At 52.1% G+C, this 24,926-nt stretch carries 27 protein-coding genes; 23 read left to right on the forward strand and 4 right to left on the reverse strand.

Annotation, left to right across the window (positions count from 1 at the left end; translation table 11 throughout):
• Positions 1-78: 78 nt before the first annotated feature.
• From SH668x_RS06290 to SH668x_RS06340, 11 genes are all read left to right on the forward strand, one after another.
• Positions 79-1,758, forward strand: coding sequence for a phage portal protein (locus tag SH668x_RS06290; RefSeq protein WP_437187847.1), 1,680 nt, complete (start codon positions 79-81; stop codon positions 1,756-1,758).
• Positions 1,755-2,996, forward strand: coding sequence for a hypothetical protein (locus SH668x_RS06295; protein WP_437187848.1), 1,242 nt, complete (start codon positions 1,755-1,757; stop codon positions 2,994-2,996). Before SH668x_RS06290 ends, SH668x_RS06295 begins: the two co-directional genes overlap by 4 nt.
• Before the next feature lie 92 nt (positions 2,997-3,088).
• Positions 3,089-3,793 carry a hypothetical protein gene (locus SH668x_RS06300; RefSeq protein WP_437187849.1) on the forward strand — a complete coding sequence of 235 codons (705 nt, stop codon included), beginning with the start codon at positions 3,089-3,091 and terminating at the stop codon, positions 3,791-3,793.
• A 75-nt stretch (positions 3,794-3,868) separates the two neighbouring features.
• Positions 3,869-5,038: a phage major capsid protein gene (locus SH668x_RS06305; RefSeq protein ID WP_437187850.1), complete on the forward strand. Its 1,170-nt coding sequence runs from the start codon at positions 3,869-3,871 to the stop codon at positions 5,036-5,038.
• A 94-nt stretch (positions 5,039-5,132) separates the two neighbouring features.
• Entirely contained in the window at positions 5,133-5,627 is a 495-nt protein-coding gene (locus SH668x_RS06310) for a hypothetical protein (RefSeq protein ID WP_437187851.1), read from the forward strand.
• 39 nt (positions 5,628-5,666) lie between these two features.
• Entirely contained in the window at positions 5,667-5,948 is a 282-nt protein-coding gene (locus tag SH668x_RS06315) for a hypothetical protein (RefSeq protein WP_437187852.1), read from the forward strand.
• Positions 5,948-6,301: a hypothetical protein gene (locus tag SH668x_RS06320; RefSeq protein ID WP_437187853.1), complete on the forward strand. Its 354-nt coding sequence runs from the start codon at positions 5,948-5,950 to the stop codon at positions 6,299-6,301. The genes SH668x_RS06315 and SH668x_RS06320 overlap by 1 nt, the downstream gene beginning before the upstream one ends.
• Before the next feature lie 74 nt (positions 6,302-6,375).
• A complete protein-coding gene (locus SH668x_RS06325) occupies positions 6,376-7,116 on the forward strand; it encodes a hypothetical protein (RefSeq protein WP_437187854.1) in 741 nt (246 codons plus the stop codon).
• Between the two features lie 17 nt (positions 7,117-7,133).
• Positions 7,134-7,469, forward strand: coding sequence for a hypothetical protein (locus tag SH668x_RS06330; protein ID WP_437187855.1), 336 nt, complete (start codon positions 7,134-7,136; stop codon positions 7,467-7,469).
• Between the two features lie 3 nt (positions 7,470-7,472).
• Entirely contained in the window at positions 7,473-7,925 is a 453-nt protein-coding gene (locus SH668x_RS06335) for a phage virion morphogenesis protein (RefSeq protein WP_437187856.1), read from the forward strand.
• Between the two features lie 8 nt (positions 7,926-7,933).
• Positions 7,934-8,866: a phage tail tube protein gene (locus SH668x_RS06340; RefSeq protein WP_437187857.1), complete on the forward strand. Its 933-nt coding sequence runs from the start codon at positions 7,934-7,936 to the stop codon at positions 8,864-8,866.
• 59 nt (positions 8,867-8,925) lie between these two features.
• Here SH668x_RS06340 and SH668x_RS06345 read toward each other — a convergent pair whose 3' ends face one another.
• Both SH668x_RS06345 and SH668x_RS06350 read right to left on the reverse strand, forming a co-directional pair.
• Entirely contained in the window at positions 8,926-9,366 is a 441-nt protein-coding gene (locus SH668x_RS06345; RefSeq protein ID WP_437187858.1) for a hypothetical protein, read from the reverse strand.
• Positions 9,366-9,800, reverse strand: coding sequence for a Panacea domain-containing protein (locus SH668x_RS06350; RefSeq protein WP_437187859.1), 435 nt, complete (start codon positions 9,798-9,800; stop codon positions 9,366-9,368). The genes SH668x_RS06345 and SH668x_RS06350 overlap by 1 nt, the downstream gene beginning before the upstream one ends.
• 486 nt (positions 9,801-10,286) lie before the next feature.
• On the opposite strand from SH668x_RS06350, the gene SH668x_RS06355 reads away from it, so the two are divergent.
• Both SH668x_RS06355 and SH668x_RS06360 read left to right on the forward strand, forming a co-directional pair.
• Positions 10,287-10,535, forward strand: coding sequence for a hypothetical protein (locus tag SH668x_RS06355; RefSeq protein ID WP_437187860.1), 249 nt, complete (start codon positions 10,287-10,289; stop codon positions 10,533-10,535).
• 73 nt (positions 10,536-10,608) lie between these two features.
• Complete coding sequence (locus tag SH668x_RS06360) at positions 10,609-11,034, forward strand: hypothetical protein (protein WP_437187861.1); 426 nt, start codon at positions 10,609-10,611, stop codon at positions 11,032-11,034.
• 8 nt (positions 11,035-11,042) lie between these two features.
• Here the strand turns inward: SH668x_RS06360 and SH668x_RS06365 are convergent, their stop codons facing one another.
• Positions 11,043-11,783: a hypothetical protein gene (locus tag SH668x_RS06365; protein ID WP_437187862.1), complete on the reverse strand. Its 741-nt coding sequence runs from the start codon at positions 11,781-11,783 to the stop codon at positions 11,043-11,045.
• A 185-nt stretch (positions 11,784-11,968) separates the two neighbouring features.
• Between SH668x_RS06365 and SH668x_RS06370 the strand changes: the two genes are divergently transcribed.
• Genes SH668x_RS06370 through SH668x_RS06405 form a run of 8 tightly spaced genes read left to right on the forward strand, consistent with a single transcriptional unit; the run spans position 11,969 to position 20,733 of the window.
• The gene (locus SH668x_RS06370; RefSeq protein WP_437187863.1) at positions 11,969-12,352 is read left to right on the forward strand and encodes a hypothetical protein; all 384 of its coding nucleotides are present in this window, start codon (positions 11,969-11,971) and stop codon (positions 12,350-12,352) included.
• Positions 12,353-12,369: 17 nt separating this feature from the next.
• On the forward strand, positions 12,370-12,735 hold the full coding sequence (locus tag SH668x_RS06375; protein ID WP_437187864.1) for a hypothetical protein: 366 nt from the start codon (positions 12,370-12,372) through the stop codon (positions 12,733-12,735).
• A 7-nt stretch (positions 12,736-12,742) separates the two neighbouring features.
• The gene (locus SH668x_RS06380; RefSeq protein WP_437187865.1) at positions 12,743-14,827 is read left to right on the forward strand and encodes a hypothetical protein; all 2,085 of its coding nucleotides are present in this window, start codon (positions 12,743-12,745) and stop codon (positions 14,825-14,827) included.
• Positions 14,824-15,561 carry a hypothetical protein gene (locus SH668x_RS06385; protein WP_437187866.1) on the forward strand — a complete coding sequence of 246 codons (738 nt, stop codon included), beginning with the start codon at positions 14,824-14,826 and terminating at the stop codon, positions 15,559-15,561. Before SH668x_RS06380 ends, SH668x_RS06385 begins: the two co-directional genes overlap by 4 nt.
• A gap of 13 nt (positions 15,562-15,574) precedes the next feature.
• Complete coding sequence (locus tag SH668x_RS06390) at positions 15,575-16,852, forward strand: hypothetical protein (RefSeq protein WP_437187867.1); 1,278 nt, start codon at positions 15,575-15,577, stop codon at positions 16,850-16,852.
• Positions 16,853-16,854: 2 nt separating this feature from the next.
• On the forward strand, positions 16,855-18,537 hold the full coding sequence (locus SH668x_RS06395) for a hypothetical protein (protein WP_437187868.1): 1,683 nt from the start codon (positions 16,855-16,857) through the stop codon (positions 18,535-18,537).
• On the forward strand, positions 18,534-19,589 hold the full coding sequence (locus tag SH668x_RS06400) for a hypothetical protein (protein ID WP_437187869.1): 1,056 nt from the start codon (positions 18,534-18,536) through the stop codon (positions 19,587-19,589). Before SH668x_RS06395 ends, SH668x_RS06400 begins: the two co-directional genes overlap by 4 nt.
• Before the next feature lies 1 nt (position 19,590).
• Positions 19,591-20,733: a hypothetical protein gene (locus SH668x_RS06405; RefSeq protein WP_437187870.1), complete on the forward strand. Its 1,143-nt coding sequence runs from the start codon at positions 19,591-19,593 to the stop codon at positions 20,731-20,733.
• Between the two features lie 71 nt (positions 20,734-20,804).
• Here SH668x_RS06405 and SH668x_RS06410 read toward each other — a convergent pair whose 3' ends face one another.
• Positions 20,805-21,089, reverse strand: coding sequence for a transposase (locus SH668x_RS06410; RefSeq protein ID WP_437187871.1), 285 nt, complete (start codon positions 21,087-21,089; stop codon positions 20,805-20,807).
• A 914-nt stretch (positions 21,090-22,003) separates the two neighbouring features.
• On the opposite strand from SH668x_RS06410, the gene SH668x_RS06415 reads away from it, so the two are divergent.
• Both SH668x_RS06415 and SH668x_RS06420 read left to right on the forward strand, forming a co-directional pair.
• Positions 22,004-23,041 carry a hypothetical protein gene (locus SH668x_RS06415; protein ID WP_437187872.1) on the forward strand — a complete coding sequence of 346 codons (1,038 nt, stop codon included), beginning with the start codon at positions 22,004-22,006 and terminating at the stop codon, positions 23,039-23,041.
• A 304-nt stretch (positions 23,042-23,345) separates the two neighbouring features.
• A complete protein-coding gene (locus tag SH668x_RS06420; protein WP_437187873.1) occupies positions 23,346-24,893 on the forward strand; it encodes a glycosyltransferase family 4 protein in 1,548 nt (515 codons plus the stop codon).
• Positions 24,894-24,926 lie beyond the last annotated feature (33 nt).

Genomic DNA, 24,926 nt, shown 5'->3' on the forward strand with positions numbered 1-24,926 from the left:
ACTGTTCTTTGTAGATTAATCGAATCTTCGCTCGCGGCGATCCATCACTGGGTCGCCGCTTTTTTTGTTGGTGCTATTGTGTTGCACGACTCTTTACTCATCGAATCGATCGGCGGGCCGGGGATCACAGATCCCTTGGCCGCCCTGTCTGGTTCAATGGGTATTGATGGAGGCTACTTCCAGCCCCTCTCGCAGATCCAGGACTACGCAGACGGCGATTTTCGTCCGCACTGGTTCAATTTGACGATGCATTCGGCATTGCGGGCAGAAGCGAGAATGGTCTGTCAGGCAGTGACGATGAGTCACAACATCCTCGACAACCTGGAAAACTATGTCGTTGGACAGGGCTTTGACTATACTGTTCAAAGTACGTCCGAGGTCGCAGGGGCTGACAAGTATCTCGTCGACGCGGTTCAGCGAGATCTGGATCGAATCTGTCGTGACAACAGTTTCAATGCGGTCGATGTCGGAGATGGAATCTCTGACTTCGGAAGCCTCGAATCGCAGATTCACAATCGCACTCGTCGTGACGGTGAAGATTTCATTGCGATCTTCAGCCCCAAGAAGGGTGAAATTGATCTGCGATTAGTCAATGCCGAGCATATTGTTGACCCAGTTGGCATGGAGCAGCAAATTGAGAAGCAGCTCGGCCATCGGTTTGCTCAGTCGTGGAAGTATGGGGTTCATACCGCCGCCCACGATATTCAGAAAGCGCTTGGTTACTTCGTCCAGTGGGACGCTTCGGGGCTGGAGACTCAGTATTACCCGGCCACGGAATGGCTCGTCGCCACACAAGTGCGGTCCGGTTTGATGCACCACATCAAACGAAATGTCGATGTCCGTGTGAAACGTGGTCTCAGCGACTTCTTTCCGGTGGGAAGAGCGTTGCATGAAGATGCTAAGTTGACCCGAAACACAGTTGTTGGTGCTCAAATTCAAGCTGCAATTGCTTGGATCGAACAATATGTCGACGAGAATATTAGCAAAGACAAAGTGCTCACAGAGGTGAACGGTAGCGCCAGTCCAAGACAAATGAACAACGTCAGCCCAGTCAATCCGGACGTTGTACCGAAGCGGAAGACTGGACCGGGAACAGTCCTTGTGATCCCCAAAGGGAAGGAATACAAAGCCGGTCCAATGGGTGCTGAGCGGAACGCTGGTTTCTCGATTGTCTCGAGGCTGTCGGCCCAGCGAATTGGTATTCGCTGGAACATGCCTGAATACATGATTTCCGGTGATGCATCAAATGGAAACTATTCTTCAACTGAAGTCGCAGAAGGTCCGTTCGGAAAGAGTCGAATCAAGGATCAGGCGTTTTATGGAGGGCACTATCGCCTGATTCTGTGGAAGGCGCTGACCATTCTGGCCGCCCAAGGGTATTACGCGAAGTATGGCGTGACGACTCGGGCCGAATTGAGAAATCGCCTCAAAATTGTCGTGAATGCACCGGAAGTCTTCAGTCGCGACAAACTGGCCACCGCTCAGGCCAACAAGATCCTGAATGACAAGGGAATACTCAGTCGAAGGACATGGCAGGCGCAGGCCGACCTTGATCCCGATGAGGAGACTCTCAATCAGGAAATTGATCAGGAGTTTGTGAGTGATCGCGGTCCAGAGGAACTCAGGGCGCCTGCCGTCACTGAGTCCAGGAAGCGGACCTCCCAGCGAATTTCAGAAGAGTCCATTCGCGAGATCGCCCAGCGAGTGCAACAGACGTTTTGGTCGGACCTGAATCAGAAGTCGGAGGCCTATCCATGATTCAGAAACGCCTGTTTGAGCAAGTCGCGGCGGCAAAGCTCCGTATTCGAGAATCGTTTTCAGGAGAGATCACAGCAGAACGGGTCGACCGGGACGCGTGTGTGATCCGGGACTGTGCGATTCTTGGGAGCGACAGCGAGAACGATCGAGTCTACGAACCAACAGCTTTGAACCGAGCGATGATCCTGTATGAAGGCTGCTCAGTTCGAATCGACCACAAGCCCGGTGAAACTCGTTCTGTTACTGAAGACGTCGGCGTTCTGAAGCACGTGAGACTCGTGAATGGGAAAGTTCGAGGGGACTTCCATTTCCTGAAAACTCACCCGCAAGCGGCGTACTTCTGTGAACGAGCAGAACGATTCCCAGAGACGTTCGGTTTTTCCCATGAAGCCGATGGAATGGTCGAGGTCGATGGAAACGGAAGAGAACGAGTCATCGACCTGCTGAGTGTGGAGTCCGTTGACCTTGTTCGAACCCCAGCAACAAACAAATCGCTCTTTGAGGAGAGGAAGACCATGGCGAAAGTGAAGAAGAACATTCGTGACGTCGTACGTGCTGCACCAGTGAAAACACCTGGTCGAAAGCGGATGCTCGAAATGATCGGTGATCCAGCAATGGATGGTCAGATTGAGGTTTCTGAGGATGAGTCTCCCGAACAGCAGCTCGAAGTTGCGCTCAAAGCATCTCTGCAGGCCATCATGAACGATCCTGAAAAGGATAACGACGCGAAGATTGCCGCAATTGCCGCTCTCGTTGGTGATCCCGTCGTCGAAGCCGAGAACGATCCTCAAAAGGTAGAACCAGCTAAAGAGGAACCAGAGCCCAAGAAAGTCGAGGAAGAAGGGGACGATCCCAAGCCCAAGCAAGAGGGGGAGGTTCTCACGGAAGCAATCCAGAAGATCCGCAAGGAATTCGGTGATAAGTACGACCAGCAGAACAAACTGATCAAAACGCTCACGGAGCAAAATGATCAGTACGCGAAGGCGGCGAAGGCTGAAGCGGAAGTGAAAGCTGTGCGAAAACTGTTTGAGCAAAGTGGCGTGGCTTCTCCCACAGATGCGCAGATTGAGATCGCAGTCCGATTGGTCGGGAAGCATCGCACGGAATACGTCGACACCATCAAAACGCTGGTGGAACAGAGCGAGGTCGGTGGTAGCTCTCGGAGTTCTGGAGCGTCATCGGGCGAGTCGATCGGAAGCTATGACTCGATTTTGGCGGAGTTTCCGAAAACGAAATAGACAACAGGTTATTGTGTGACATGGCAGCCGGTGCCGAACCGTGCAAGTTCGAAGGTTCTCTCAATTTCGCACCCCAGAAAGGGAGTGTTTCGATGAAGGGTATTGCTCTTCCAGAGTCGTTCCATAATCGACGGCTGACATTCGTACATGAATCTGACTTCGCAACAGTCGATGCGGGTTATACGACAGGTGGAACAGTTGCTGCGGCCAATGCCTTGAATGGTGAGGCAACGCTGACGACGGGCACCACCGCGAATAACGAAGCATTCGTCGCGACGAAGAAGAATCTGCTTCTCTCGCCGGGACGCCCAATTGTGTTCACCGCGCGAGTGAAACACGCTGACGCGTCTCCAGATACCAGTGCGATTGCAGTGGGGATCTCGGACCAAGCGGGAGCGGGTCTGATTCAAAATGGAGGTCTGGCGATCAAGTCAGGCGGTATGTACGGCGCGATGTTCGTGAAGTACACCGGAAGCAAGTACTGGAGCTGCGTGACTTCTGCGGGTGCCGCTGGAACAACGGTGCAGACTGCCGTTCTCAACTTGGTGGATCGAAACAATCTCTCCAAGAAAGAGTTCAAGCCGTCCGGATCTTACCAAACCCTCGAAATTGAAGTGATTCCAACATACGGCATGTTTGAAATCGCTTACTCGATCGACGGGGTGGTCGTTGCAAAACATGGTGCGATCGACATCACCAATGCCACATTAATGGCCGCGGTTCTGTTCGCCAAGACGACCACGACTGACGCCCAGGTGTTGACTGCCGATTACTGGCAGATTGCCCAAAAACGCTAATCGAAAGCGATCCGTTCTCTGCATTTTCGCCGCGGTCAATTTCTTCAAACGATCAGATCTACAAAGGAGAGACGCATGTCTCGAGAAGTCAAAATGCTTCGCAGGCTCTATGAAGCCTCGCAGCGGGATCGGACCCCACACCGATTTGTGAACGACATCAAAGCGGGTTTCGAAAGTCGCCAGATTGACGCTCGTAACCTGTCTATTCGACAACTCTTTGAAGAATTTGTTGCCGGTGGACGTGAGCTTGCTGAGAGTTGGAAGGGCCAAAATGGTTTTGGTGGATACCAGGTCAATTTGCTCGAGTCTGCGGGAGCAGTCAATCTGACCGCGTTCCAGTTCTTGACTGGCAATATGATCTATCAGGCCTTCAAGGACAAATGGGACTCACCCGAGTTCATCGGCGATCAGTTGATGGACACCATGAAGACCAATCTTGCCGAGGAAGATATCCCCGGCGTTGGTAACATCGGGAATCAGAGCGAGGAAATCGGTCCCGGAGAAGAGTTCCCGGTCGCGGCGATGAACGAAGAAGTCATTCATATGCCCCGCGTCAAGAAGACCGGGGTTCGAATTGAACTGACGCAAGAGATTGTTGCGTATGACCGTTCGGGATTGGTTCTGCGTCAGGCTGCGAGTGTCGCCGAAGGATTGAGGCTCTCGAAAGAGCAGCGTCAGCTTGATGTCGTATGCGGACTGGTGAACAACTACATCCGCAACGATGTTGCTTCGAACACCTATCAGACCAGTGGATCGTACGTCAATTTCAAGACGAGCAATCCTCTGACTGACTGGACTTCGATCAATAAGGCCGAGCAACTCTTTAATGAGATGGTGGACCCGAACACCGGGGACATCGTGATGACGAACGCAAATGCGATTCTGGTGCCAATGGCACTGCACGCTCAGGCGCTCATGATTCTTAACTCGACTCAGGTCAGCACCTATACCGGTACGAACAGCGCAATTTCCGCTGCCGTTCGCACGGATGCCCCAAACTTCATGAAGCGGTATGACGTATTGACTTCGCCATTGGTGAAGCAACGCACGACTTCGGATACGACCTGGTTCATGGGGAACTTCAAACGGGCGTTCCTTTATCGCGAAGTGCGTCCTCTTTCTGTCGATCCAATGCCAATTGGCGACGAGGCCTGGAAGAGAGATCTGGTTGCTGGATGGCGTGCATCGGAATGGGGTGTCGCTGGGGTTTACGAACCACGGCACGCAGAAAAGAACGCTGCCTAGCAGAAGAGTGGCCTTCTGTTGAATGAATGTTCGAAACGGGTGGGGTGACACTCACCCGTTTTTTCTGAGATCAAACAATTTTTGGGGGAAGACCATGAAACCAGCGGACTATGCGGAAGCCAGCAAGAAATCAATCGAAGAGGTGAAAGCTGCTCTGGCTGCGACCGGACAGAAGACCCATCCAAACAGCGAAGTGAATACGGACATGCTCGACCATTACTTCGCGACCGGGGAGGTGCTGTCACTGCCTAACCAAACGACGGAGCAGCCCAAGTCGCAAGATGAATCACCTGCAGATGAGCAGGAGGCACCACCCAAGACAAAGGCAAAGTCTGCTGCGATCGCGGTGAAGGTGCGAAAAAAGACCAGCGCTCCGGAAGTCGTGGTACACGGCGAATATGAAGAAGGAATGAAAATCTATTCCATGTCTCCAATTGGTCGGAACGACTTGCAATCGGAATACCTGGCCTATGGTCACGATTCTGCGCAGGCGATCGGAAATATCGTTTCGGAAGTCCGGGCGCTCAAATCCAACCTTGTGAACTGGAAGGTGAATGGAACGCGACCATTCACTGTTGAGCACGTCTAGGCGTTTCTTCGTTGAAGTGTTGTATCGAGGCAGTTGTCTATGGTGGATCAAGCTTGGATTGAAAACCTGAAGACCAGACGGATGAACATCACATCCGAGCTGGCTGCCATGGACAATCTTGCCGGAAGAACGCGGGCCGGGTCGAAACCGGATCAGAGTGGCGAGGCAGGAGGGACAGCACACACTGATTATAGACGAAGTTTGCTGGAAGAGCTTCGAGAGATTAACCAACAACTGAAAGACGCAGCGGAACAGATCAACGCAGAATCGAAGATTGGAAACAATGATCCGTTCACCATTGAAGTGATGTGGGACTCCTGATGCAATTTTCGGACTCTTATCGATATTGGGATCACTCCGAACTCGCGACGGTGACGCTCAATCAGATCTGGAATCCAGACACTCAGCAGAAAAGTTCCAGAACTGTTGAATGTGTACCAGTCTGCAGAGTGAGTGAGTCGGATGACTCTCCCAGCGAACAGGGATTGAACATTTTCGGCCAGTCACAATATCTGGTGATTGCGGCAGAACCACTTTGCGGGGAAGTGATGTTCAAAGGTGATGTCGTTCAGATTGGTGAAGAAGTCTGGATATTAGCTGGTGATGCTCAACGGATCGGAGCTGGAAGCCTGATGAGTCACTATCGGAGTCTCTGCAAATTGCAGCGTGGGTGATGTGGAGGCCCCCATCGATGGTGAAAACTGTCGACTTGCGCATTGCCCATGCTGTTTTCAAATCGAGATGAATCGTGCCTGTCATTCCCACCATCGTTTTCGCGGATAATGAGAATGGAACGGGAACCGTATCCATCTCTGGGAGCGATCCAGGAGCGACGAATTCGTTGTGGACCATGCGGCTGGATCATAATTGGCCAGTCAATTCCTGGACGAAATCCGCTGAACAGGCTGGGAATGGAAGTCTCACTGTCAGTTTTATTCCGGGTGTGTTCTGGATCTCCGTGTCGAGCGAGTTGGAGGGATCCACAGTGTGGACGCCACCGAGCTATCAGAAAGTCTCTTTGGGCAGACCACCGGTCATCGATCAGATTGTTGAGGCAGTGGCGGCTCGCATTCGATTGCTGCAGCTGCCGGGAGTAGACGCAGCCCATGTACTCACTGGAATGAGCTTGGATGTCAACATGATCGGGCAGTGTCGGCAAAACACGGTACTGGTCGCACCGTCCGAGGAAGGTGAAGACTATCTCACAGGTGGACCGACAACGCGGGATTGGTGGGGTCACAACATCAAGATCGCCCTGGTGGCTCCTGCGAATCAGGATCAATCGCAGAAGACTCGCTGGTACAAGTGGCGAGAGTTGGTCAGGCGCGGATTTGTGAATCAACCGTTACAGCTGGGAGTGCCAGAAGTCCAGAATGCGGAGTTCGTGAAGATGTCTTCCTTTCTCCGCAATTACTGGGAGGCAAATCTCTTTGCATCTCTGATGGGATTCCGGTTTCGATCAGCAGAGTTTCGAGGAATGGGCGTTTAGCTTCAGGGGGAAATGACATGGCGAAGCGAAAGACTGACGTTGATGACCTGGTCGAAGAACAGTCTCAGGGCGATGCTTCTGTTCCGCCTGGTAGTCCGGAAGTCAGGCCATTGCCGTCGACGAGCGTAACGGCCTGGGATGAGCATCCTGAAATTGTCTGCCTGGTGAGAAGTTTAAGCGGTCCGCCGAAAGACCATGAGAGCAGTCTCGGGAAGATGCGCATTAAGGGCGATGACGCTGTCGCTTCGGCCATGTTCTATCGGCGGATGAATCGACTTCCGGTGACGTGGCCGGTTTCGGTCGAGGTCCAGAAAAACGGAGTGACCATTGAGACACGAGTGTTCCAGGAGTGATCCATGTCCCCCGAGGAAGCGATCGTTTTCTTGAGTCAGGTCGAAACCTGTTGCCGCGATCCACATGTGCGTCCGGCACTTCAGGCGTGGGCGGACGAAGCGAAGGCAACTCTGGGGGACATGATGCATGCACAGGTGTCTCCAGATGGGACGCCTTATGCGCCGTTGTCTCCAGTGACTGTCGAGAAGAAGGGCCATCATAAAGCACTTTTCGATACGGAAGCGATGTACCGCAGCGTGGTGGGATCCGGGGGTGGTCACATTGAAGATGTGCAGGACGCCTCAGTAGTCCTCGGGACAGCACACCAGAAGCATGGTCAGAACATTGCGGCCGTTCACCAAAACGGTGCAGGAAGAATTCCCGCAAGGCCATTCATCGGGGTGAGTGAGCAGATGGCCGACGATGCAGCGACCCGAATCGCAGATGATTTAATTTCTCAAATTGAACTTTTTTGAGGTGAGACATGGGAACCGGCTCAGGGCAAATGGGAGTTCGATCTCGGTTGCTGTTTGATACAGCGCTGCCATTCAGCAATACATCGCGATGGTTTGAGTTCATGAGCGAGTCGATCAACAGTGAACGACTCATCATCAACAACGCTGGACTACGGGGGACAAGAGCCCAGGCGAGTGAACGCAACCGCTTTGGCAATGAAAAGGTGAGCGGCACACTCAATTTTGAGTTAAGCCGCATTCTGATGGACAACATTCTCCCGGCAGTGATGGGGGCAGTGAAGGCAACAAATACCTTCAATCCGGCAGAGACGTTGCCAAAGCACTACTGGATGATCGACAAAGGGACTGACGTCGTCATCGTGAACGAGACGATTGCCGGGAAGATGACGATCAGCGGGAGTCAGTCTGAAATCATCAAGGTGGCTCTGGATGTCGAAGCCGAGTCGATGACCACGGGGGCGTCCTGGCCAGTTGCTTCGCCGTCACCCGATGTCAGCTCTCCCTATTTCTTTGCCGACACCAACAATGTCACGTTGAAGGGGACTGCTCGTCAGATCTTTTCGTTCGATCTTGCCATTGATAACGCTCTGTCCGCGAATCAATGGGCGAACAATCTGACTCGTGATGAGTTCATTCTGCCGTCAGATCGAATCGTCACGCTGACGATGGCCGTCCCTGCCACAGCGGCCAATGCTGATTTACAGGCTGGGAGCGTCGTCACCGGGGAAGAACTCTCGCTGGTATTCGTGAACAATGATTCCACTGACGAGTTCAAGATCCACCTGGGACGATATGCGTTCAACGTCGGCGTGCCAATGATCAATGGGAAGGGGCAGCAGGTTCTCCCGATCAGCGGTGTCTCACGAGCAGCAGGACACGCGGGTGCAACAGCGAAGGATTTGTACTTCGAGAATATTCCGGCCCCTGATCCAGAAGCGTGATCGGAAATCGCACGCAAAGCACCCGGCGCTCACGAAGAGTTCCGGGTGTTTTTTATTCGCTAAGTGTTCTTGAGTGTACTCGGGCAAATTTCGTGGTTTTTGTCCCACCAGAGAATCTGAAATACATTCCCTATCACAATTCCCCAAAGTCGATGTTTGCCTTCAAAACGAAATCGAAATAATTCATCGACATCGTCGAGTTTGAGTTGCTGCAATCTTTCCCGTGCTTCTTTGATTAAGTTGCCTGTGGGGACGGAATGGTCACGTCTTTGGTTGGAATTGATTTGCCCCCATGTCATTCGTTCATAAGACTTGAGCTTTTCAAAAAGGTGCTTCCATGCGTCAACTCCTTCAAAAGCTGATTCGCCCCATCGACTCTCTCGATCAAAGCGGCACAGGCTCCACACAGGTGCGTCCTTAGTGTGTGATTCTGGTTTCTCGTGATTTGCAGGGGACTTGCTGGTCTTAGGGAGTTCGACAGTTTTTGGCTTCTTTGCCATCAGAGGCCCTCATAGTACTCAGCCATGGATGCATGTGAAATCTCGCGAGTGCCTCGCTCACCGGCACTGAGTCCAACTCTCGCGTCTTTCCATGGAGATTCCATATGAGTGAGGTCGCTCAGCCATTGTGACGTACGTTTCCCGTAGTGGTCCAAGACTGCATCGATTGTTTCCTTTTGAGTTTCAGTGAGATTACTGGAATCACCTTCTACGGAATTCTTGTCGACTCCATACTCCCCGCGAAGAGAGTTGTAGAGTTCTTTTACAACCGGTCCATTGGCCCATGCTTCGATGCGTGAATTGAATAAAGGTTCCTCATCCCATACGAGCGACCATGCCTGGGAGTAGTAACACAACTTCTGGAGTTTCATGTGTGTGATGAGCCCACACTTTTCCAGAATGTATTTGGCGACATCAAAAACGGTTGCCTTCATCTTTTCGCGCCCATTCAGGGGGACAAATTTTTTTCAAAGATTCATTACCAATATCACCACTGTCGGAGATCCTTGGCAAGTCGAACCTGAAGCAATGTCAACTGTCCCAGACTCGACTGGCCAAGTTTGCTGGTTGTGACTGGATTTTCGAAGACTCTAACGAAATTATTTTCGTAAGTTGAGAGATGGCTTTTGGTTTATCAAATTTACGAAAAACCGCGAAAACATTCTATTTCGCGTGAACCTTGCGAATTCAGCGTGCGTTGATACAAATGGTAAAAGTCCTCATCGAGGCGGTATCAATGGTAGAATTCATGTATCAAAAATCAGAGTCCCGGCATGGGGACTGTGGGTTCGTGGCAGGAAACGACCACGAAAGGCTGCTTGATACCAGCCTTACCAACCCTTCCAGATTCCGTGCCGGGTCTTCGCTTTTTGCGACTGCACCCGCCACACCGGGACTCTCAGCGAACGAAAGTTTCGCCAATGTCCACACTCGCCACCACGGCAGAAATCGGCCTCTCACTAACTCGCTCCACTGCAACTCGCTCCCGTCGTCGCCGTCGATGCGGTAAACGAATCAATGACCGGTTCGAAACACCCACGCTGCAAATCAGCATGATTGATGACGGAAATGTTCAGGTCACGATGCCGTTGTTGGCGTTTCTGAAATTGATGCGAGAGACGACAACGGAGTTCGACCTCGAGGTCTCAGGTTCGATCTCGTTGAGTTAATCCAATATTCCAAAGGCGGAAGGTCTCTGATTACGGGGCTTTCTGCCTCATTTCCTGTTGATCGAGTGCGCCCATGTCCGACGCCCAAGAGAGCAAGATCGTTTTCAACTGTCCAAAGTGCTCGAAAGAAATTGCAACGGCGAAAAAGAACGCTGGGATGCAAGTGATCTGTGCACATTGCGACGAACTCATCTCCATCCCACGCGAAGGAGGCGAAAAGCAATTTGTCGGAGAGATGAAGATCGCGCTGGGGCAGGTGTCGTCCAGATCGTTTATTTTGAATTTCGACTTGATCGTCAAATCCAACGGAGAGGGATACGTTCAGTCATACGCTAGCGACAAGAAAAATAAACTCGTCTTGCTGTTGTTTGGCGAAGCTCAACTCAGGGAGATGAAGGAGGTTTTCAAAAATCTCGATGAGATGATGGAACGCCTCACGGCATCCGGGCAGATGAAGAAAAAACGCCTCTGCCTTGAAGAGTGGATCTGCCAGACGTAAGTCGTCATTCACTCAGGATTGGAGGCATTATAGACTTCTAAGCTCACCTCAGCTTTGATGAGTGCCTTTTCAGCCGCCTCGAGTTGGGATTTCAGCGAAGCATTGGTTTTGGATTCACTTTCGAACGCGACTCCCGCTTTTGCATATGTGACTTTGTTTCGCTCCACCTCTGTGCCAATCACATGGTCAGCCTTATCAAGTCCACTCGCCTTGATGAACTGCTCTACATTTTCAAATTTTTCAGGTATTTGTGACGGGTCATCGCGGAAGTCCTTCCAACTGCTGAGAAAAGTTGGAAGATCCCATTTTGAAAGGAGGGCGACGCCATCACTGCTGACTTTTTTATCACGTAGATACATTGAAAGGAGCAACAGGATTCCATTTCTGTCGGCCGGTCGCATTTTTGCAAAAGACTCTGTTAGGGCCTGCCGGTCGGATATGGCATCCGCATGCAATTTACGTGAATCTTTCAGATTTTTATCTGCCAGCATATACGTGTGTGACACGATTTTTAAAGCGGTGTCACTTTCCGCGAGTTGCTGTTTCAATGCTTCCACAGCCTTTTGGGCCTCCGAAACTTTCTCCAACAGCCCTTCCAGTACCTGGGCATTGAAGTTTGATCGTGACGTCTCCTCAACTTCTTTTGCTGCTGGTTGAGCAGCATGAACGACAGGATTCGAGTCTACTTGGGGTGACTCAGAACATCCCAACACGCTTGTGATCAGAATGGCAGTCAGCGTGGCTCGCATTGGGATTTCCTTTACGGATGTTCAAAACAACAGCATCAAAGAAATTGTAGCAATAGTCAAACGTTCCGATTGCGTGCTTGACCCGGAAACGTTTTCAGTGCACACTGTGAGTTAGCAAATTCGTTCTTCGCTCGCGGCGATCCATTCCAATGGATCGCCGCTTTTTTCGTTCTATGGGGGTACTCATGCCAGGTTTTATTGCGGATGGATACACGGTCGAAGGATATGTGAAGGAACTTCCAGGACGACACGAAGCGGTGAACTTCACGTACCGTCCGGCGACTCGGGAAGAGCTGATCATCTGGCGGGAAAATCGAGACGGCACTTCTGGAGAGACAGTCGCACAGATTGACGCGGACCTGTTAGCGAAGCACATTGTGAAGTGGGATCTGAAATACCCATCCGGATCTCAGAAAGGTCAGGTCGTTCCCAGCACGGCACAGAACTGTAAACGGCTGGAGCCAAATCTGGCTCGTTTGGTGCTCGACATTATCGCCGGGGCCGAACCGAGCAACTCAAAGCCAGATGGACCCGAATCATTTAGTCCGGAACGTGAATTAAAAAACTGATTTCCGGGGTGCAGTTGATGTTGCTGCACCCCGAAGTGGCCTACCGGAACTGTGAACACTGCCTGAATTACGTCTACTCAGAGGAAGGCGTTGACAGAGGTCAATTGAAGTTTGGCCGCGATGGAGAGCCGTTACGGCGCCCCAGAGGAACATCGGCGCCATGTCGAAGGGAAGGGCATGCCTGCCCGAAAGGAACGCCTGAGGTTCCAAAGACTCTCAGCAAGAGAAACAGAGCTGCCTGGATGCACTTCCGGAAATGCAAATTGACAGGCAATTGGCCCGATGACGAGCTGGTGATCGAACGGGCGCTCGCACTTGAGGATGTGCTTGAAGAGATTCAGGCGATCAAGGAGTTTCGGATGATCAGTTCGATCAAGAAGTGAGGCCTGCATGTCCAATGGAACCGTCGACCGTGACGTCGTGATTCGGCTGCGACTACTGAACTCGCCCGAGAGCAAGGCCGCAGTTGATGAGTGCAAGGCTGCAATCGATGCCATCAATGACGCTGCGTCTGCTGGCGCAAAGAAGAGACGCACCAATGCTGACAAGGCTGCGTCCGACGAGTTGGAATCACAGGAGAAAACGCTCAAGTCGCTCGACAATCAGCGACAGAGGGCATTCCAAAAAGAAGCTATAGAGCAGGAAAAGACTCTCAAGGCGCTTGATGACCAACGGCAAAAGGCGTTTCAGAAAGAGGCGCATGATCAACAACGAGCGGCGGATCAGCTTGCCAAAGATCAACAGCGAGCAGCTGATCAACTCGCAAAGCAGAGAGACAAAGCCTATCAGGACGAGTTCAGAGCCCAAGAGAAAGCGAGTGAGAACGCGAGAGTCGCTGCGGAGTCGGCGGCGGCTAATCAGGTTGCTGCAGGCAAGGCGACTCAGACTGCGATGAAGTCCGCATTGAGTGGAGCGATCCAGCTGGGACAAGGTCTTGCGCAGTTAGGCATACTCGGAAAAACCGATGTGGAAGGCCTTGCTCGGGGGTTCATTCAGGTGCAGGCTGCGGTCAATATGCTGAAAGGCGCAATAGACGTTTTTCAAGGAATTCGAGATTCCGCACGTCAGGCCAGAGAGATGGTTCTGCTAACTGCGCAGGCAAACGCTTTATTGGCGGCATCGCAAAGGGGGATTGCTGGGACAGCAGTCAGCGGAGGAGTTGCCAGTGGTGCAAGCGGGGCTGCAGGCAAAGCGGCTTCTGGACTGGCGGGGAATGTCGCTGGAGGAGTCATTGCAGGTGGACTCGCTGCACGGATGCCGACGTTGTATGGGCTCGGATCAATTGCCTTGGGTGGGGCAGCCGCGGTCGGAACGGGGGCTCTGGCCTTAGGTGGTGGACTTCTCGGCGGGGAAGCATTGTCCCGCGCGGCAACGGGCGGACGGAACGGAACAGTCTCAGAACTCATGGGGCTGATTCGAGACTTGCGTAAAAACTCTTCGGATAGTGACAAGTTCTCAAAGTTGGAAGAATCACGTTCAGGAAAATTGGCTCTTGCTGCTGAGCGTGATGGATTAATTTCGGAGAACGCTCAACGATCTGCCGAACATCGAGTACGACAAGAGGAATCTGCACAGCGAATGGATTCCACGCTTGGTACGGAACCAAAAGCTGCTGCGAGAAACGAGCGACTGCGAGCGATCCAAGAGGTTGACCAGGCACAGGCGGAAGTTGCTGCAGCGGAAGAGAGACGCCTGCAACGCTTGAACCAGATGCAAGTTGCCAGTGACGCCGATCGCATTCAGGCTCAACAAAGATTGCTGACCGCGTCGGAGCGGTTAGCGGCAGCTGATGAGAAGAAGCTTGAGATTTTGCGAGCGGAGAGTGAACAACTTCGGGCCTCCGTTGAGCGCCGTCAATCCATGGTGACTGCGGCGAAAGAACTCCTGAAGTCCGAGCAGGAAAAGACAACTGATCGATCTGCCGCATTCGGTCAAAAGAGCCAAGGCGAGCAGGCAAAACTCATCAGCATCTCCGAGAAATACCGGGACGGTGGTGGCATTCAGGCTTTGTCGAAGAGCGATATTGAGTATCTGCGTCAGTCAAACTCAGCGCCCGCGATCGTGCGGGAGTACGACAAGATCCAAGGTGAAAACTCTGGGGCTCTCTCTTTTCAAGCGAACTTCGGACAGCGCGACGACGAAGATGATGCTCACTCTGAGTACCAACGACAGCTTGGAAATCTGGCGACTGAACAGGCTCAATACGAGACATCTCAAATCGCAGTGCAGGAACAGATTCGAGTCACTCGAGACTCCATCGAAGCGATGAATCGTCTGGCCAATGCCATTGAAGCGGCGACTGCGAACGGCGGAAGCGGCCCCATCATGCCGCATGTGAATCCAGAAGTGACCGCCATTGGGATCAGTGTTGAAAATGAAGTCGCCGCAATGGGCCGTTCGTTGATCGATGCAGTTCGTGCTCAGGCGGAAGCTGCCCAGCGATACAGGCAACAGGAAACGGCAGCAATCGCATGATTTTTAAATACGGTTCCTACACCCATGAACGCAAGGAAGTCACTGTGAAAGTGTCTTCGGAAGTCGTGCGCACTCCGAGAGACGTTGCTTATGGAATGAACGTTCGCATCGATGTGAGTGGAAGTATTTTTGGAGATTCGCAGTCAGCACTCATTCAGAATATTCAGGCGCTGATTGCGGCCTATGCCTTTGATGGACAGGACGTCTCGTTGACGTTCAATGACGGAACGCCGACTCCCGACCTGACGATCAGAAATATCGACACGATTGGCGGCGTGAGAGTACTCTCGATTCCAACGCTCGATGTGCGCAATCTGGCTGAATACAGCACTTATTGGGACTACTCGATTTCCCTGGAGGCGACCATCAAGAGCGGCGCGGTCCAAATGGGAAACTGGCTGTGGGAGTTCGACGAGTCAATCGAAGTGATCGGCTTGGGTGGACCAACATTTACGCACGTTCCACTGAAATGGTTTCGGTGGCAAAAGCAAAGAAACCGATCGAATTCCCTCTGCCGAGCGACCCAGTCAGGGACGATTACGGGGCTGGGAGGGTACCTCCCAAATTTGCTTCCAGGACCACGCTGGCCAGACGATTTAGTCAATGATTCCGTGCGAATCAGGTATTCGCAACCAACACGATTGGGCAATACCTACATGCTTTTTCGAATTGATTACGGATATCAGTTTGAATCCAACTCACCGCTGGTTCCGCAGCCGCCGACGATCCCTTAAGGAGAAATGAGAAATGCCCAGCACGATCCGTTGGCGAGGTGATGCGCCTGCGAAGGCTCAGACCGAAGCTCGTGTCCTCTCCGGAACCTGGAAAGCAACCGATGAGATTCGGTTCACGATCAACGGGAAGGTAGCGGTGATCGTTGCGGGGAGTACCGCGATTCCATCAGTCATTCAACACGTTGTGTCGGCGTTCAATACTCTTCCCGCCACTTCGTATCCAGAGTTCTCGGAAATTGTGGCCTCAGTTGTCAGTACGGACACGCTGCAACTTTCCGCGAGAAATCCCGGAAAACCATTTACGGTGACTGTCACGGCAACAAATGCCGGTGGCGCAGCAGCAACGGATCAAGTTCTCGGTTCGGTAACTGTCGTTCAGGCTTCCACTGGACCAAACCACATTGATGAACCACTGAATTACTCTGGAGGTGTTTTGCCTTCTTCTGGCGACACTTTGGTGTTCACAGACTCTGCGATCTCCGCTTTGTACGGTGCTGAAGCGTTGTCTGGGGTGACGCTCGCCAGTCTGGTGATCGACCAGTCATTTGTGGGACAGATCGGTCTGGCTGCGAGAGACGGACAGACGGGAATGTCGCAAAGTTACTCACAGTATCGCCCGCTTTATTTCAAGGTCAGTGCCACGCTGGTGACAATCGGTGCAGGCACCGGGCAAAGGTCTCAGCGAATTCGTCTGGACCTTGGGGCTGTGAAATCCACAATCAACATTCTCGGCAGTGGTCAGTCGATCGATTCATATAAGGCAATCGTGCTGAAGGGGACGCATGCCGAGAATGAATTGAACGTCATCAAGGGGCAGGTTGACATCGCTCCTGAAGCTGGCTCGTTGAGCACAATCAACGTGCTGCGAGTCAGCTTTGATGTCAATGTTGAGTCCGATGCGAATTTGCGAGTGGGTGCGGGAGTGACACTCTCAACGATTGAGCAGAACGGCGGGCAACTCATCGTTCAATCAGACTCGACATCAACAGTGGTCAGGTCAGGCACTTTATCCCTACTTGCCGGTGCGCACTCATCAATTGAATTGACCGGTGGAAGAATGGACTGGCGAACGACCGGCGAAGTGACCGCCCTTTCTGTGAGCAATGCAACAGTTGATCTCTCGAAGGATCCTCGACCGAAGAGCTTCGCTGCGGGTGAAACGATTCAGATGTACCGCGGCGCTGTGCTCAATGATCCGTTCGGCCTCCTCCCGTCAGGAACCAAGTTCCGGGACAACACTGGTGGAGTCACCATTAATCGTCCTGCCAAAACGACTTATACCGTGAGTTGATCATGACAATTGAGTGTGGAGTCAGTTATCCGGGACTGATCAACGTGACCGGACATGCGAGTGGAACGTTGACGTCTGGGACTCACCCTTCGATCTTCACGATTGAAACAGCCGTCAATCCGACGATGCCGGATGCGATTGGAAGGCTCTCATTCACAGAGAATGGTCAGGAAGTCGTCGGCTTTCGGGATTGTGCTGTGGATGGGATTTTTCGTTCCTCCGTGGAAGCAGACACGTTCACTGTCAAGATTCTCGATCGGAGATGGAAGTGGCATGCGGGCGGGGGAGTGATCTCTGGTCACTACAATAAGAGAAAGCCCGACAAAACGATTTGGGGAGAGAGTCAGAAGTCTCCTCAAGAGCTATTTGAGATGTTGTTCGAACGCCTTGATGAAGTCGTTGATTTGAGCCTGGTTCCTCCGGTCTTTCACCCAAACATTTCCATGGAAGTGAAGTGGGATCATATTCGCCCCGTGCAGGCCATCGAAGAGCTTGCGAGTCGACTGGGGTTGAGAATTGTTCTTGGGACGGATGACCGGGTGAAACTGTGGCCGGTGGGTGTCGGTGCACAACTCCCGCAATGGCCAGATCGAATGTGTGAGATTCAGGAGTCGGTTGAATCAACCGCGGTTCCGGATGGCGTGATCGTCTACGCTGCTCCAACGATCTGGCAGGGACTTCTCAAGCTCGAAGCGGTTGGTCTCGATCTCGACAATTCGATCAAGCCAATCGATGAACTGTCCTATAAACCTGGAATAGGATGGAACATGTGGTGTCCGTCTGCGGTCGAGAATGGTGTCGATTTCGGCAAGGACCAGAAAGAAAAAGACCGCTCGAAGCAACTGGCTAAACAGACCATTTACCGGTGGTATCGAGTCGTTGGTCAACCCGATGGTTCACTTGGTCCGATTCCCCATGCAAATTTCGATGTGAAGTCCAGGAATCAATACCAATTACTCTCCGAGTTGATCGAGACCAAAGATGACAATTCGGACGGCTACACCAAGGTGGAGCCATTTGTCGTCGGGCAATGGGCAATTGATGGTTCATTGAGTTCTTACGTGACCGGGATCGACGGAAACAGCAAAGAAAATCTGCGATATGGAGAACCGATTTCCATTGACCAGAAGAATTCGATCGTCGTATTTCCGCAAGTGATGACGATGTATCACTCACAGCATAATTTCGTACCGGCTTCTCTATTTGTTTATGCAGCCTATCAACTGAAACATCCACTGCATGGAATGCCAGTGCGGTACACCAGAGAGACAACATTTCCGGTTCCACAGCGTGGGACTGGGCTTCATCCAATTAATGTCAACGATTTGAGCATGACGGTTCGATTGACTCATCCCTATGTGGCTTTGGGGATCTATGGAGAGCCCGAAATCGAAACCAACGAACAGGAAATGCAGCAGGCATCTGACTATTACACGCTGGCGAAACAGCGAGAGTTGTTGCCAGATCCGGGTCAGGATGCATCATACGGCGGATTCCTGAATATCTGTCCGGATGGAGCCATTGTTCAAGTCTCTTGGACCTGGTCCGATGGCATCGGAAAAACCCGAGCCAGTCGAAACACTGAGCATTCGTTGCTTGCCCCGCGATACAAGCAACGCCTGCAATTGAGTCGAGTGGAAACGATCGCAGAGAAGTTGAAAACACTGGAGGACCGAGGCGAATGAACAGCTTTGAAAACATAGTCCCAATGCAAATTCGCAACAGCGGCTCCACTGGGATTCCGGAATATGGTCCGTTTCTTGTCAAGGAGATTGACGACGTCTCATCGTCAAATCAAGCAATCGAGGTATCTGTTTTAAGTCCCTCTGGAAACGACCTGACGAATGAGGCTGGAACATTTGGGAGCGATCTACATTATCACAACAAGATTGGATTCGCTTTAGGACATTCGATTAAGCCTGGTGCAAGGGGGAAGGGATATATTGAGATTTCGTCCATACCTTTAAAGGCAGCAGTCGAGGGGGAAGAGGTCTCCACAACGGACATCCTGATCATGACTTCGGATTCGGCAAAGCTTAAGAAGCTGGACAGAGGGACCGAAGAAGAGCCAGGCGATTTCACGAACATCTTCGGAATGTTCCGCCCCCTCAAGAAATCGAGTGACGGCATCTGGTACATCACACCGATCGATCGTCCATTTTGGCGGGTGAAAGTGCTGTCATCGACAGAGAAGGGCTCAACCGCCGTCGCACAGGTAATGCAGCAGGGCAACCAGGTTGACTCCTCAATTGAGTCAGAGATCACACCAGTCAACATCACGTTCTTTGCGAATCGACAGATCAGCGCGGATGAAGTCGTCACGATCGGCCTGATTGCAGGAGCGATTGTCGAAGTTGGTAGTGGTTCGGTGAAACCGACGCCAACCCCTTCGCTCTGTCACGTCTTTGTACCGTGGGGATTTCCGAACGGCGGTACTTTGGGGCTGACGTACGTTATTCGTGACGCTTCCAACGTCGCGAGGACCAGCACATTGACGCTTCCGTGGAACTGCACCGCTTCCGATCTGTCAACGGCTCTACTCGCTCATACTGGGATTGTCAGCGACAGTTCGTTGTTCGAGATTCACGATGGACCCTGGCCGTTCGCTGCACTCTCAATCGTCTGGAAGGGCCGACTACTGACATCAACTCCGGATCTGCCAACTGTGAACGTCACAGGATTGACTGGCGGAACTGCCTCTCATCTCATGATCTGGCCTGCCTGGAATTTGGTGTGACATGGCAATTATTGGAAACAAGATCAAGTTTAGTTCCAAGTGGGTGAATGTCGCTCTCTATCGCATCTTGGGAGATGGCATTATTGAGCCGCTGTGGGTGCGAAGCGCATGGCCAGCAGTGCCAACGGGAACTACTGCGACGTCGACAACTCTCACAATGCTTCACGTGGAAGTCACTGAGGATTGCGTGGTGACATGGTGTCGCGGATTGGGGATTTCAAACACGGGGCCATACGCGGGAGGAAAATTGACGTGCTTCAACCTCGACGGCAGTGTTCGGTGGCAGAATTCATTCGGGACGTCCGGGAGCGAACATAATGGCATTTTTTCGTTCGTGAACGAAACACTGATCGGGTTCCAAACAGCCAACACAACTACAGTGCGAGCCTATCGACTATCGGACGGCGGCGTAGAATGGACGTCCTCATTCGGGAGAAACTCGGGCTACTTTGATGGAGAGATTCGCGTCTCTTTTCAGAGTCCGACACTGAACGAATACCGATACTACTCGATGGAAGATGGTACGCTTTCACGCACAGTGACAATGCCGGAATACTTCACTCTGGTGGGGTCCAAGTATGGTTCCGTGTCGCAATTTGATCCATTGAGCGGATTGACGATTCGGGCCAACGTAGGCTTAGGAATTCTGATTTCTCCCCTCAAACTGGTCGAATGGGACGGATCCGTATCCCGCTCGTTTACGCTCTACAGTTCGCCTACCGAAAGTCCTCGTCCAAGTAGTGTGATGTTTTTAGGGCGAATCAGTGAGGATGGATTTGCAATTCCCTTCGACGGTTTTAGTTTGTGTTGGGTGCCGGAAATGGAGAACAACGCCGATTGGTCGACAATGCGATACACACGGTACACAGGATTGCAACAGTCACTGTTTCTTGCCGGAGTAGCCTTTGATGGAGACCTGAGTTATTACGCCAGCTCCCCTTATCTGACAACTGCGACCCTGGGAACTCCAAACTTTTCGGTGTTTCGTGACGATGTTCCGATTGCCGACTATGCTTTCGCTCCATCCTTGCAGTACGCTGTAACGTCTAGTGGTTTCGTTTCAGTGTGCAACGGATACTTGGCAGTTGGCGGACATCATCAAATGACTGGGCCTCTCATGCACGCCGTTCAGTTGCATCCATAGAAAAAGCGTAGTGCCATTGATGCAATCCCGCAAATTAGCCGCCGCCCCAGGGAATCGGTGTTTTTACGGTCTCAATGCCTTGATGCGAAATTACTGACGTTCCAGTTCTCCAAGCGAAACCAAGTAGTTTTTTGCATCGCCCGGAAAATGCCATAGACGGTACTCCAGCCGGGGAAGTCGCCAGGCAACATCTGCCTTTGGCATCTGGTTCCAACGACAAATAAAATAGCGTCGAGGATCCATCGTCGATCGATGCGAGAACGTCCCCGCTGAGGCCGTTTGGGCAGGTATCGACGAATCAATTGCCATTGCTCATCCGAGAGATTGCTGGAATAAATGGACCTTAACACGGCCACGGCTCCTTCCTTGGACTGCCAAGATGTTCACAAGGGAGCCGTAGCCGTTTTTCTACTCCAAGGCAATTTCAAAACACGCTCTTAAATTCAGCGGAAGTTATAAGTGAAGCGGGAAGGGTCCATCGTAAATCAGGAACCACTACTGCTGCTTTTGCCGTTTCCCCAGCTTGAATGTTGTATTCTTTCAACATGCAGATCCACAAAAATGAATCAAAGTCTATTGATCAAATTCGCCCCAGTTGTTTAGGCTGCACCGCCTCGTTCCGGAGACGCTAATTTTCCAAGTTCCTTCATGTGGATGTGGATGGTCCATGGCTGACTGGCTTGTGTGGGATGAGGTGGGCAAAAGCTCTTTTGAACGCGATCAGCACACCCAAGAACGGTCGATGGCGTTGAGTGAATCCACCAATGACCAAGCTGTAGCTTTTGGCTCTTTTTTAACGTTCAGTGGGAACCATGTTTTCTTGCATGGTGAGCACTCGGTCTCTCCAGGCAATGCCTTGCTCAGGCCTTCGTGCAACTGTCTCTCAAGCGGTCTAGAGTCTGTTGCCCTTAGGGGGGTGTTAACGGATGTTCTGCACTCCACCCGTTGCGACATTGAAAATCATCTTTTTCGGGCGGAGCGAGAGCTCGGAGCGAATATGGTCTCGCATACTCCGCATCCCTGCTTTCATGCGTGGAGGCAACCAATCGCAATCTGTAACTCTTTAGTCTAAGCATCGAAGTAGAGGCAAAACACCTGCCAGCAGGAGAATTTCTCTCAGGACACTCTGACCAGAAGGACGTCCTTTCACTGGATGTCACCGATACCTGCAGGCGAAATCCTACCGATTGTGGGCACTCGTGGTTTGTCCCAATTCATTTTACGGCCGTAATGAACAGTCTTCCTTTTCACAGTTTTCGAGGAACAGACGATGGCGACACTGTCCGACTACAAGGGCCTAAATGTCGTTGAAGGATCAACGGGAGCTGGCGGCATCGCGCTCACGTCAAACTTCAAGGAACTGGCGGATCGTGCTCCGAATCAGAGTGCTTCCAATCCGGGAGTCAATGATGATTCGACAAAGGGGTTCTCCCCTGGCGATCAGTGGCTGAATACCAGCACACAAGTGTTATGGGCCTGTGTGAGCAACACCAGTGGGTCCTCTGTCTGGAAATCAGTATTCAAGCGAACCAGTTCGACGTTGGAATTGGCCCCTCTGGAAAGTGGCGACACTGTGCAGGTTGCTGGCGAATTCAAGGCTGCCGGAATGGTTACTTCCGAAACGGGTCTGACATTATCTAATGGAGAAGCAAACGGCATCAAGCTATTCAACACAGCAGGTCAGACGACAAACTATGAACGACTATCAATAAACTGGCGTGCCAATATTGCCCAAGTCGGAATTCAGTACGGGGGGACGGGAAGCACCGCTCGCACATTGTTTGTGGGGGCAAGTTCGGTTGCGGGAGGAGCCTCGCTCGACACAGGAATCCAGATCAACTCCTCGGCCTCGGCGACCCCATTTGTGAAATTCGTCCGCGTTTCCAGTTTATCTTCGGCCCCGTTTGTGGACTTTTCTGGAATTCAGGGAAGCGCGTCGTCAGGGGCTCAGCAATTTCTGGCAGTTAATCCGACTGTCACACAAAGTGGGACTGCCGGGTACACCGCATTGCTTGTGAATCCCACCTTAACCAGCACAGGAAGTGGAGTGAAGCTTCTGGCTGATTTCCGTGCGGGAGCAATCTCCAGGCTCAGCATCAGTGAAGATGGACTTGTCACCTTGGCAGATGCCTCGAACTTACAGTGCGGAACCAGCACCGGAACAAAACTTGCAACCAGCGCATCCCAGAAGCTGGGATTCTGGAACGCAACACCCGTTGCACAACAGGTGCTGGCAACCGGAACAGGTAAAACGGTCGACGACGTGATTGCCCTGTTGCAGACTTTGGGGCTATGCCGTCAGTCATAAGTCGCATGAGCTCCAGCACTCAGGCAAGTTTATTTCCTCGGGTAACAATGGGCGATGTTCCGTCCTCATTGGCTCCAGTGGGCAGAGCGTCTAACAAAGAGCAGGCGGTTCGCCTGCTCAATACTCGCTGCTTAGGATGCTAATTTAAAGTTCATCTATTTAATGGATTTCTAAGTCCCCCAAGAAGACCGAAAAGAGGAACTTTTCTCACATCCAGAGTTGCTTTCCTGTTTATGTCGTTTACACTCTTTTCATCTTATCTCTCGCATCTGACCGGATGCTGGCATTCAGAGAGGAATGGCCAATGCAACGCCGAGACTGGGCATCTCTGGCTGAGCGTGCACTCGCTCTCGCAACACAGGGAGACCTGCTGTCATCACGCGAGATCTACCGCCATCTCGCAATTTGCGGTCCTTCAAGGAATGACTCCAGGTTAGCACATCACAATCTGGCCTGCGTCGAGGCTGCATTGGGCGGCATTAGTCATGCAACGACTTGCCTCAACGACATGATCGGCGATGACTTCCTTTCGTCCGTCGATCGTAACCTTCAGACGCTCTCACTCGCTGTCGCCTCTGCCGGAAATGTTGATAAAAGTCAACACAAGAATGCTCGTCGCACCCCGCTCAAAATCGCCATCTTGAGCTTGCTATTTAACTGGCCCTCCACTGGCGGTGGTACCGTTCATACAAAGGATCTAGCGTATTTTCTTACCAATGCTGGATATCAGGTGCGGCATCTCTATGCGGCTTACGAGCCTTGGAGCATTGGCGTCGTTAACGAGCCATTGGGCTATCATTCAGAATCAATCGATTTTCAACCAATGGAATGGACACCTGAGATGATCAGGGAGCGGTTCCGAGACGCTCTTCAGCGGGATCCTCCCGACTGGGTTGTTGTGACGGACAGCTGGAACGCGAAACCACTTTTAATCGAAGCTGCCAAGGAGTTCCGGACGTTCGTTCGAATTGCAGCTCAGGAATCGATCTGTCCTCTCAATAACGTCCGTCTCCAAATCGACACAGCGGGTCAGGTGTCGCAGTGCGACGGGAATCAGTTTGTTGCTCCTGATCGATGCCGCACCTGCGTATCATGCTGCGGCGAACAACTCAGCGGAGCGTTGCATCAGGCGGAACGCGAATTGTGCGACTTCGGAACGGACGAGTCTCAGGATCGATTTCAAAGAGCGTACGCCAACGTCGAAGGCGTGCTGGTGATCAATCCCCAGATTGCGGATTTGGTGCGACCATCTGTGCGGAAAGTGCATGTGATTCCCAGTGGATTTGATGCAGAACGGTTTCCGGAACCGGAGCCCGTTCCTTCAGTTGAAAACCGACCTGTCCGATTCCTGTTCGCTGGGCTTGTACCAGAGTTCATGAAGGGGTTTCACGTGCTGCGGGAGGCGGGACGCCTTCTCTGGTCGCAACGGCAGGATTTTGAGATCTGGGCAACGGGCGACGAGGATGGATCGGACGACCCCTGGGTGAGGTTCGTAGGATGGCAATCACAAGAACAGCTACCACGACTGATCAGCCAATGCGACGTGCTGGTGTTTCCAACAATTGCTCAGGAAGCCTTGGGACGAACTGCGGTGGAAGCGATGGGCTGCGGTCGGCCGGTGATCGGATCCAGGATTGGTGGCTTGCAGTGGGTAATCGACGAAGGAAAAACTGGACTTCTGTGCGAGCCCGGAGATGCCTTCGAGCTTGCAACGCAGATTGCAAAACTCCTCAATGAACCAGCATTACGAGCACAGATGGGAACTGCAGGACGCCAGAAGTTTCTGCGGGAGTTCACGTGGGATGAGGTCATCCGGAAACACTATTTGCCGCTACTGGGTGCTCCCGTCTGAAGCCGTTGTCGGGCCGCCCAACTTTTTACTCAA

This window comes from Planctomicrobium mucosum, assembly GCF_051466335.1.
Taxonomy (GTDB): domain Bacteria; phylum Planctomycetota; class Planctomycetia; order Planctomycetales; family Planctomycetaceae; genus Planctomicrobium.

What these genes read in the sequence shown, in the direction of transcription:
- SH668x_RS06365 (WP_437187862.1), bottom strand. Translation starts at nt 11,783, where the DNA reads ATGCGAGCCACGCTGACTGCCATTCTGATCACAAGCGTGTTGGGATGT.
- SH668x_RS06405 (WP_437187870.1), top strand. Translation starts at nt 19,591, where the DNA reads ATGGCAATTATTGGAAACAAGATCAAGTTTAGTTCCAAGTGGGTGAAT.
- SH668x_RS06360 (WP_437187861.1), top strand. Translation starts at nt 10,609, where the DNA reads ATGTCCGACGCCCAAGAGAGCAAGATCGTTTTCAACTGTCCAAAGTGC.
- SH668x_RS06400 (WP_437187869.1), top strand. Translation starts at nt 18,534, where the DNA reads ATGAACAGCTTTGAAAACATAGTCCCAATGCAAATTCGCAACAGCGGC.
- SH668x_RS06295 (WP_437187848.1), top strand. Translation starts at nt 1,755, where the DNA reads ATGATTCAGAAACGCCTGTTTGAGCAAGTCGCGGCGGCAAAGCTCCGT.
- SH668x_RS06315 (WP_437187852.1), top strand. Translation starts at nt 5,667, where the DNA reads ATGGTGGATCAAGCTTGGATTGAAAACCTGAAGACCAGACGGATGAAC.
- SH668x_RS06385 (WP_437187866.1), top strand. Translation starts at nt 14,824, where the DNA reads ATGATTTTTAAATACGGTTCCTACACCCATGAACGCAAGGAAGTCACT.
- SH668x_RS06340 (WP_437187857.1), top strand. Translation starts at nt 7,934, where the DNA reads ATGGGAACCGGCTCAGGGCAAATGGGAGTTCGATCTCGGTTGCTGTTT.
- SH668x_RS06355 (WP_437187860.1), top strand. Translation starts at nt 10,287, where the DNA reads ATGTCCACACTCGCCACCACGGCAGAAATCGGCCTCTCACTAACTCGC.
- SH668x_RS06415 (WP_437187872.1), top strand. Translation starts at nt 22,004, where the DNA reads ATGGCGACACTGTCCGACTACAAGGGCCTAAATGTCGTTGAAGGATCA.
- SH668x_RS06310 (WP_437187851.1), top strand. Translation starts at nt 5,133, where the DNA reads ATGAAACCAGCGGACTATGCGGAAGCCAGCAAGAAATCAATCGAAGAG.
- SH668x_RS06375 (WP_437187864.1), top strand. Translation starts at nt 12,370, where the DNA reads ATGTTGCTGCACCCCGAAGTGGCCTACCGGAACTGTGAACACTGCCTG.
- SH668x_RS06350 (WP_437187859.1), bottom strand. Translation starts at nt 9,800, where the DNA reads ATGAAGGCAACCGTTTTTGATGTCGCCAAATACATTCTGGAAAAGTGT.
- SH668x_RS06370 (WP_437187863.1), top strand. Translation starts at nt 11,969, where the DNA reads ATGCCAGGTTTTATTGCGGATGGATACACGGTCGAAGGATATGTGAAG.
- SH668x_RS06395 (WP_437187868.1), top strand. Translation starts at nt 16,855, where the DNA reads ATGACAATTGAGTGTGGAGTCAGTTATCCGGGACTGATCAACGTGACC.
- SH668x_RS06305 (WP_437187850.1), top strand. Translation starts at nt 3,869, where the DNA reads ATGTCTCGAGAAGTCAAAATGCTTCGCAGGCTCTATGAAGCCTCGCAG.
- SH668x_RS06380 (WP_437187865.1), top strand. Translation starts at nt 12,743, where the DNA reads ATGTCCAATGGAACCGTCGACCGTGACGTCGTGATTCGGCTGCGACTA.
- SH668x_RS06320 (WP_437187853.1), top strand. Translation starts at nt 5,948, where the DNA reads ATGCAATTTTCGGACTCTTATCGATATTGGGATCACTCCGAACTCGCG.
- SH668x_RS06345 (WP_437187858.1), bottom strand. Translation starts at nt 9,366, where the DNA reads ATGGCAAAGAAGCCAAAAACTGTCGAACTCCCTAAGACCAGCAAGTCC.
- SH668x_RS06330 (WP_437187855.1), top strand. Translation starts at nt 7,134, where the DNA reads ATGGCGAAGCGAAAGACTGACGTTGATGACCTGGTCGAAGAACAGTCT.
- SH668x_RS06390 (WP_437187867.1), top strand. Translation starts at nt 15,575, where the DNA reads ATGCCCAGCACGATCCGTTGGCGAGGTGATGCGCCTGCGAAGGCTCAG.
- SH668x_RS06335 (WP_437187856.1), top strand. Translation starts at nt 7,473, where the DNA reads ATGTCCCCCGAGGAAGCGATCGTTTTCTTGAGTCAGGTCGAAACCTGT.
- SH668x_RS06300 (WP_437187849.1), top strand. Translation starts at nt 3,089, where the DNA reads ATGAAGGGTATTGCTCTTCCAGAGTCGTTCCATAATCGACGGCTGACA.
- SH668x_RS06420 (WP_437187873.1), top strand. Translation starts at nt 23,346, where the DNA reads ATGCAACGCCGAGACTGGGCATCTCTGGCTGAGCGTGCACTCGCTCTC.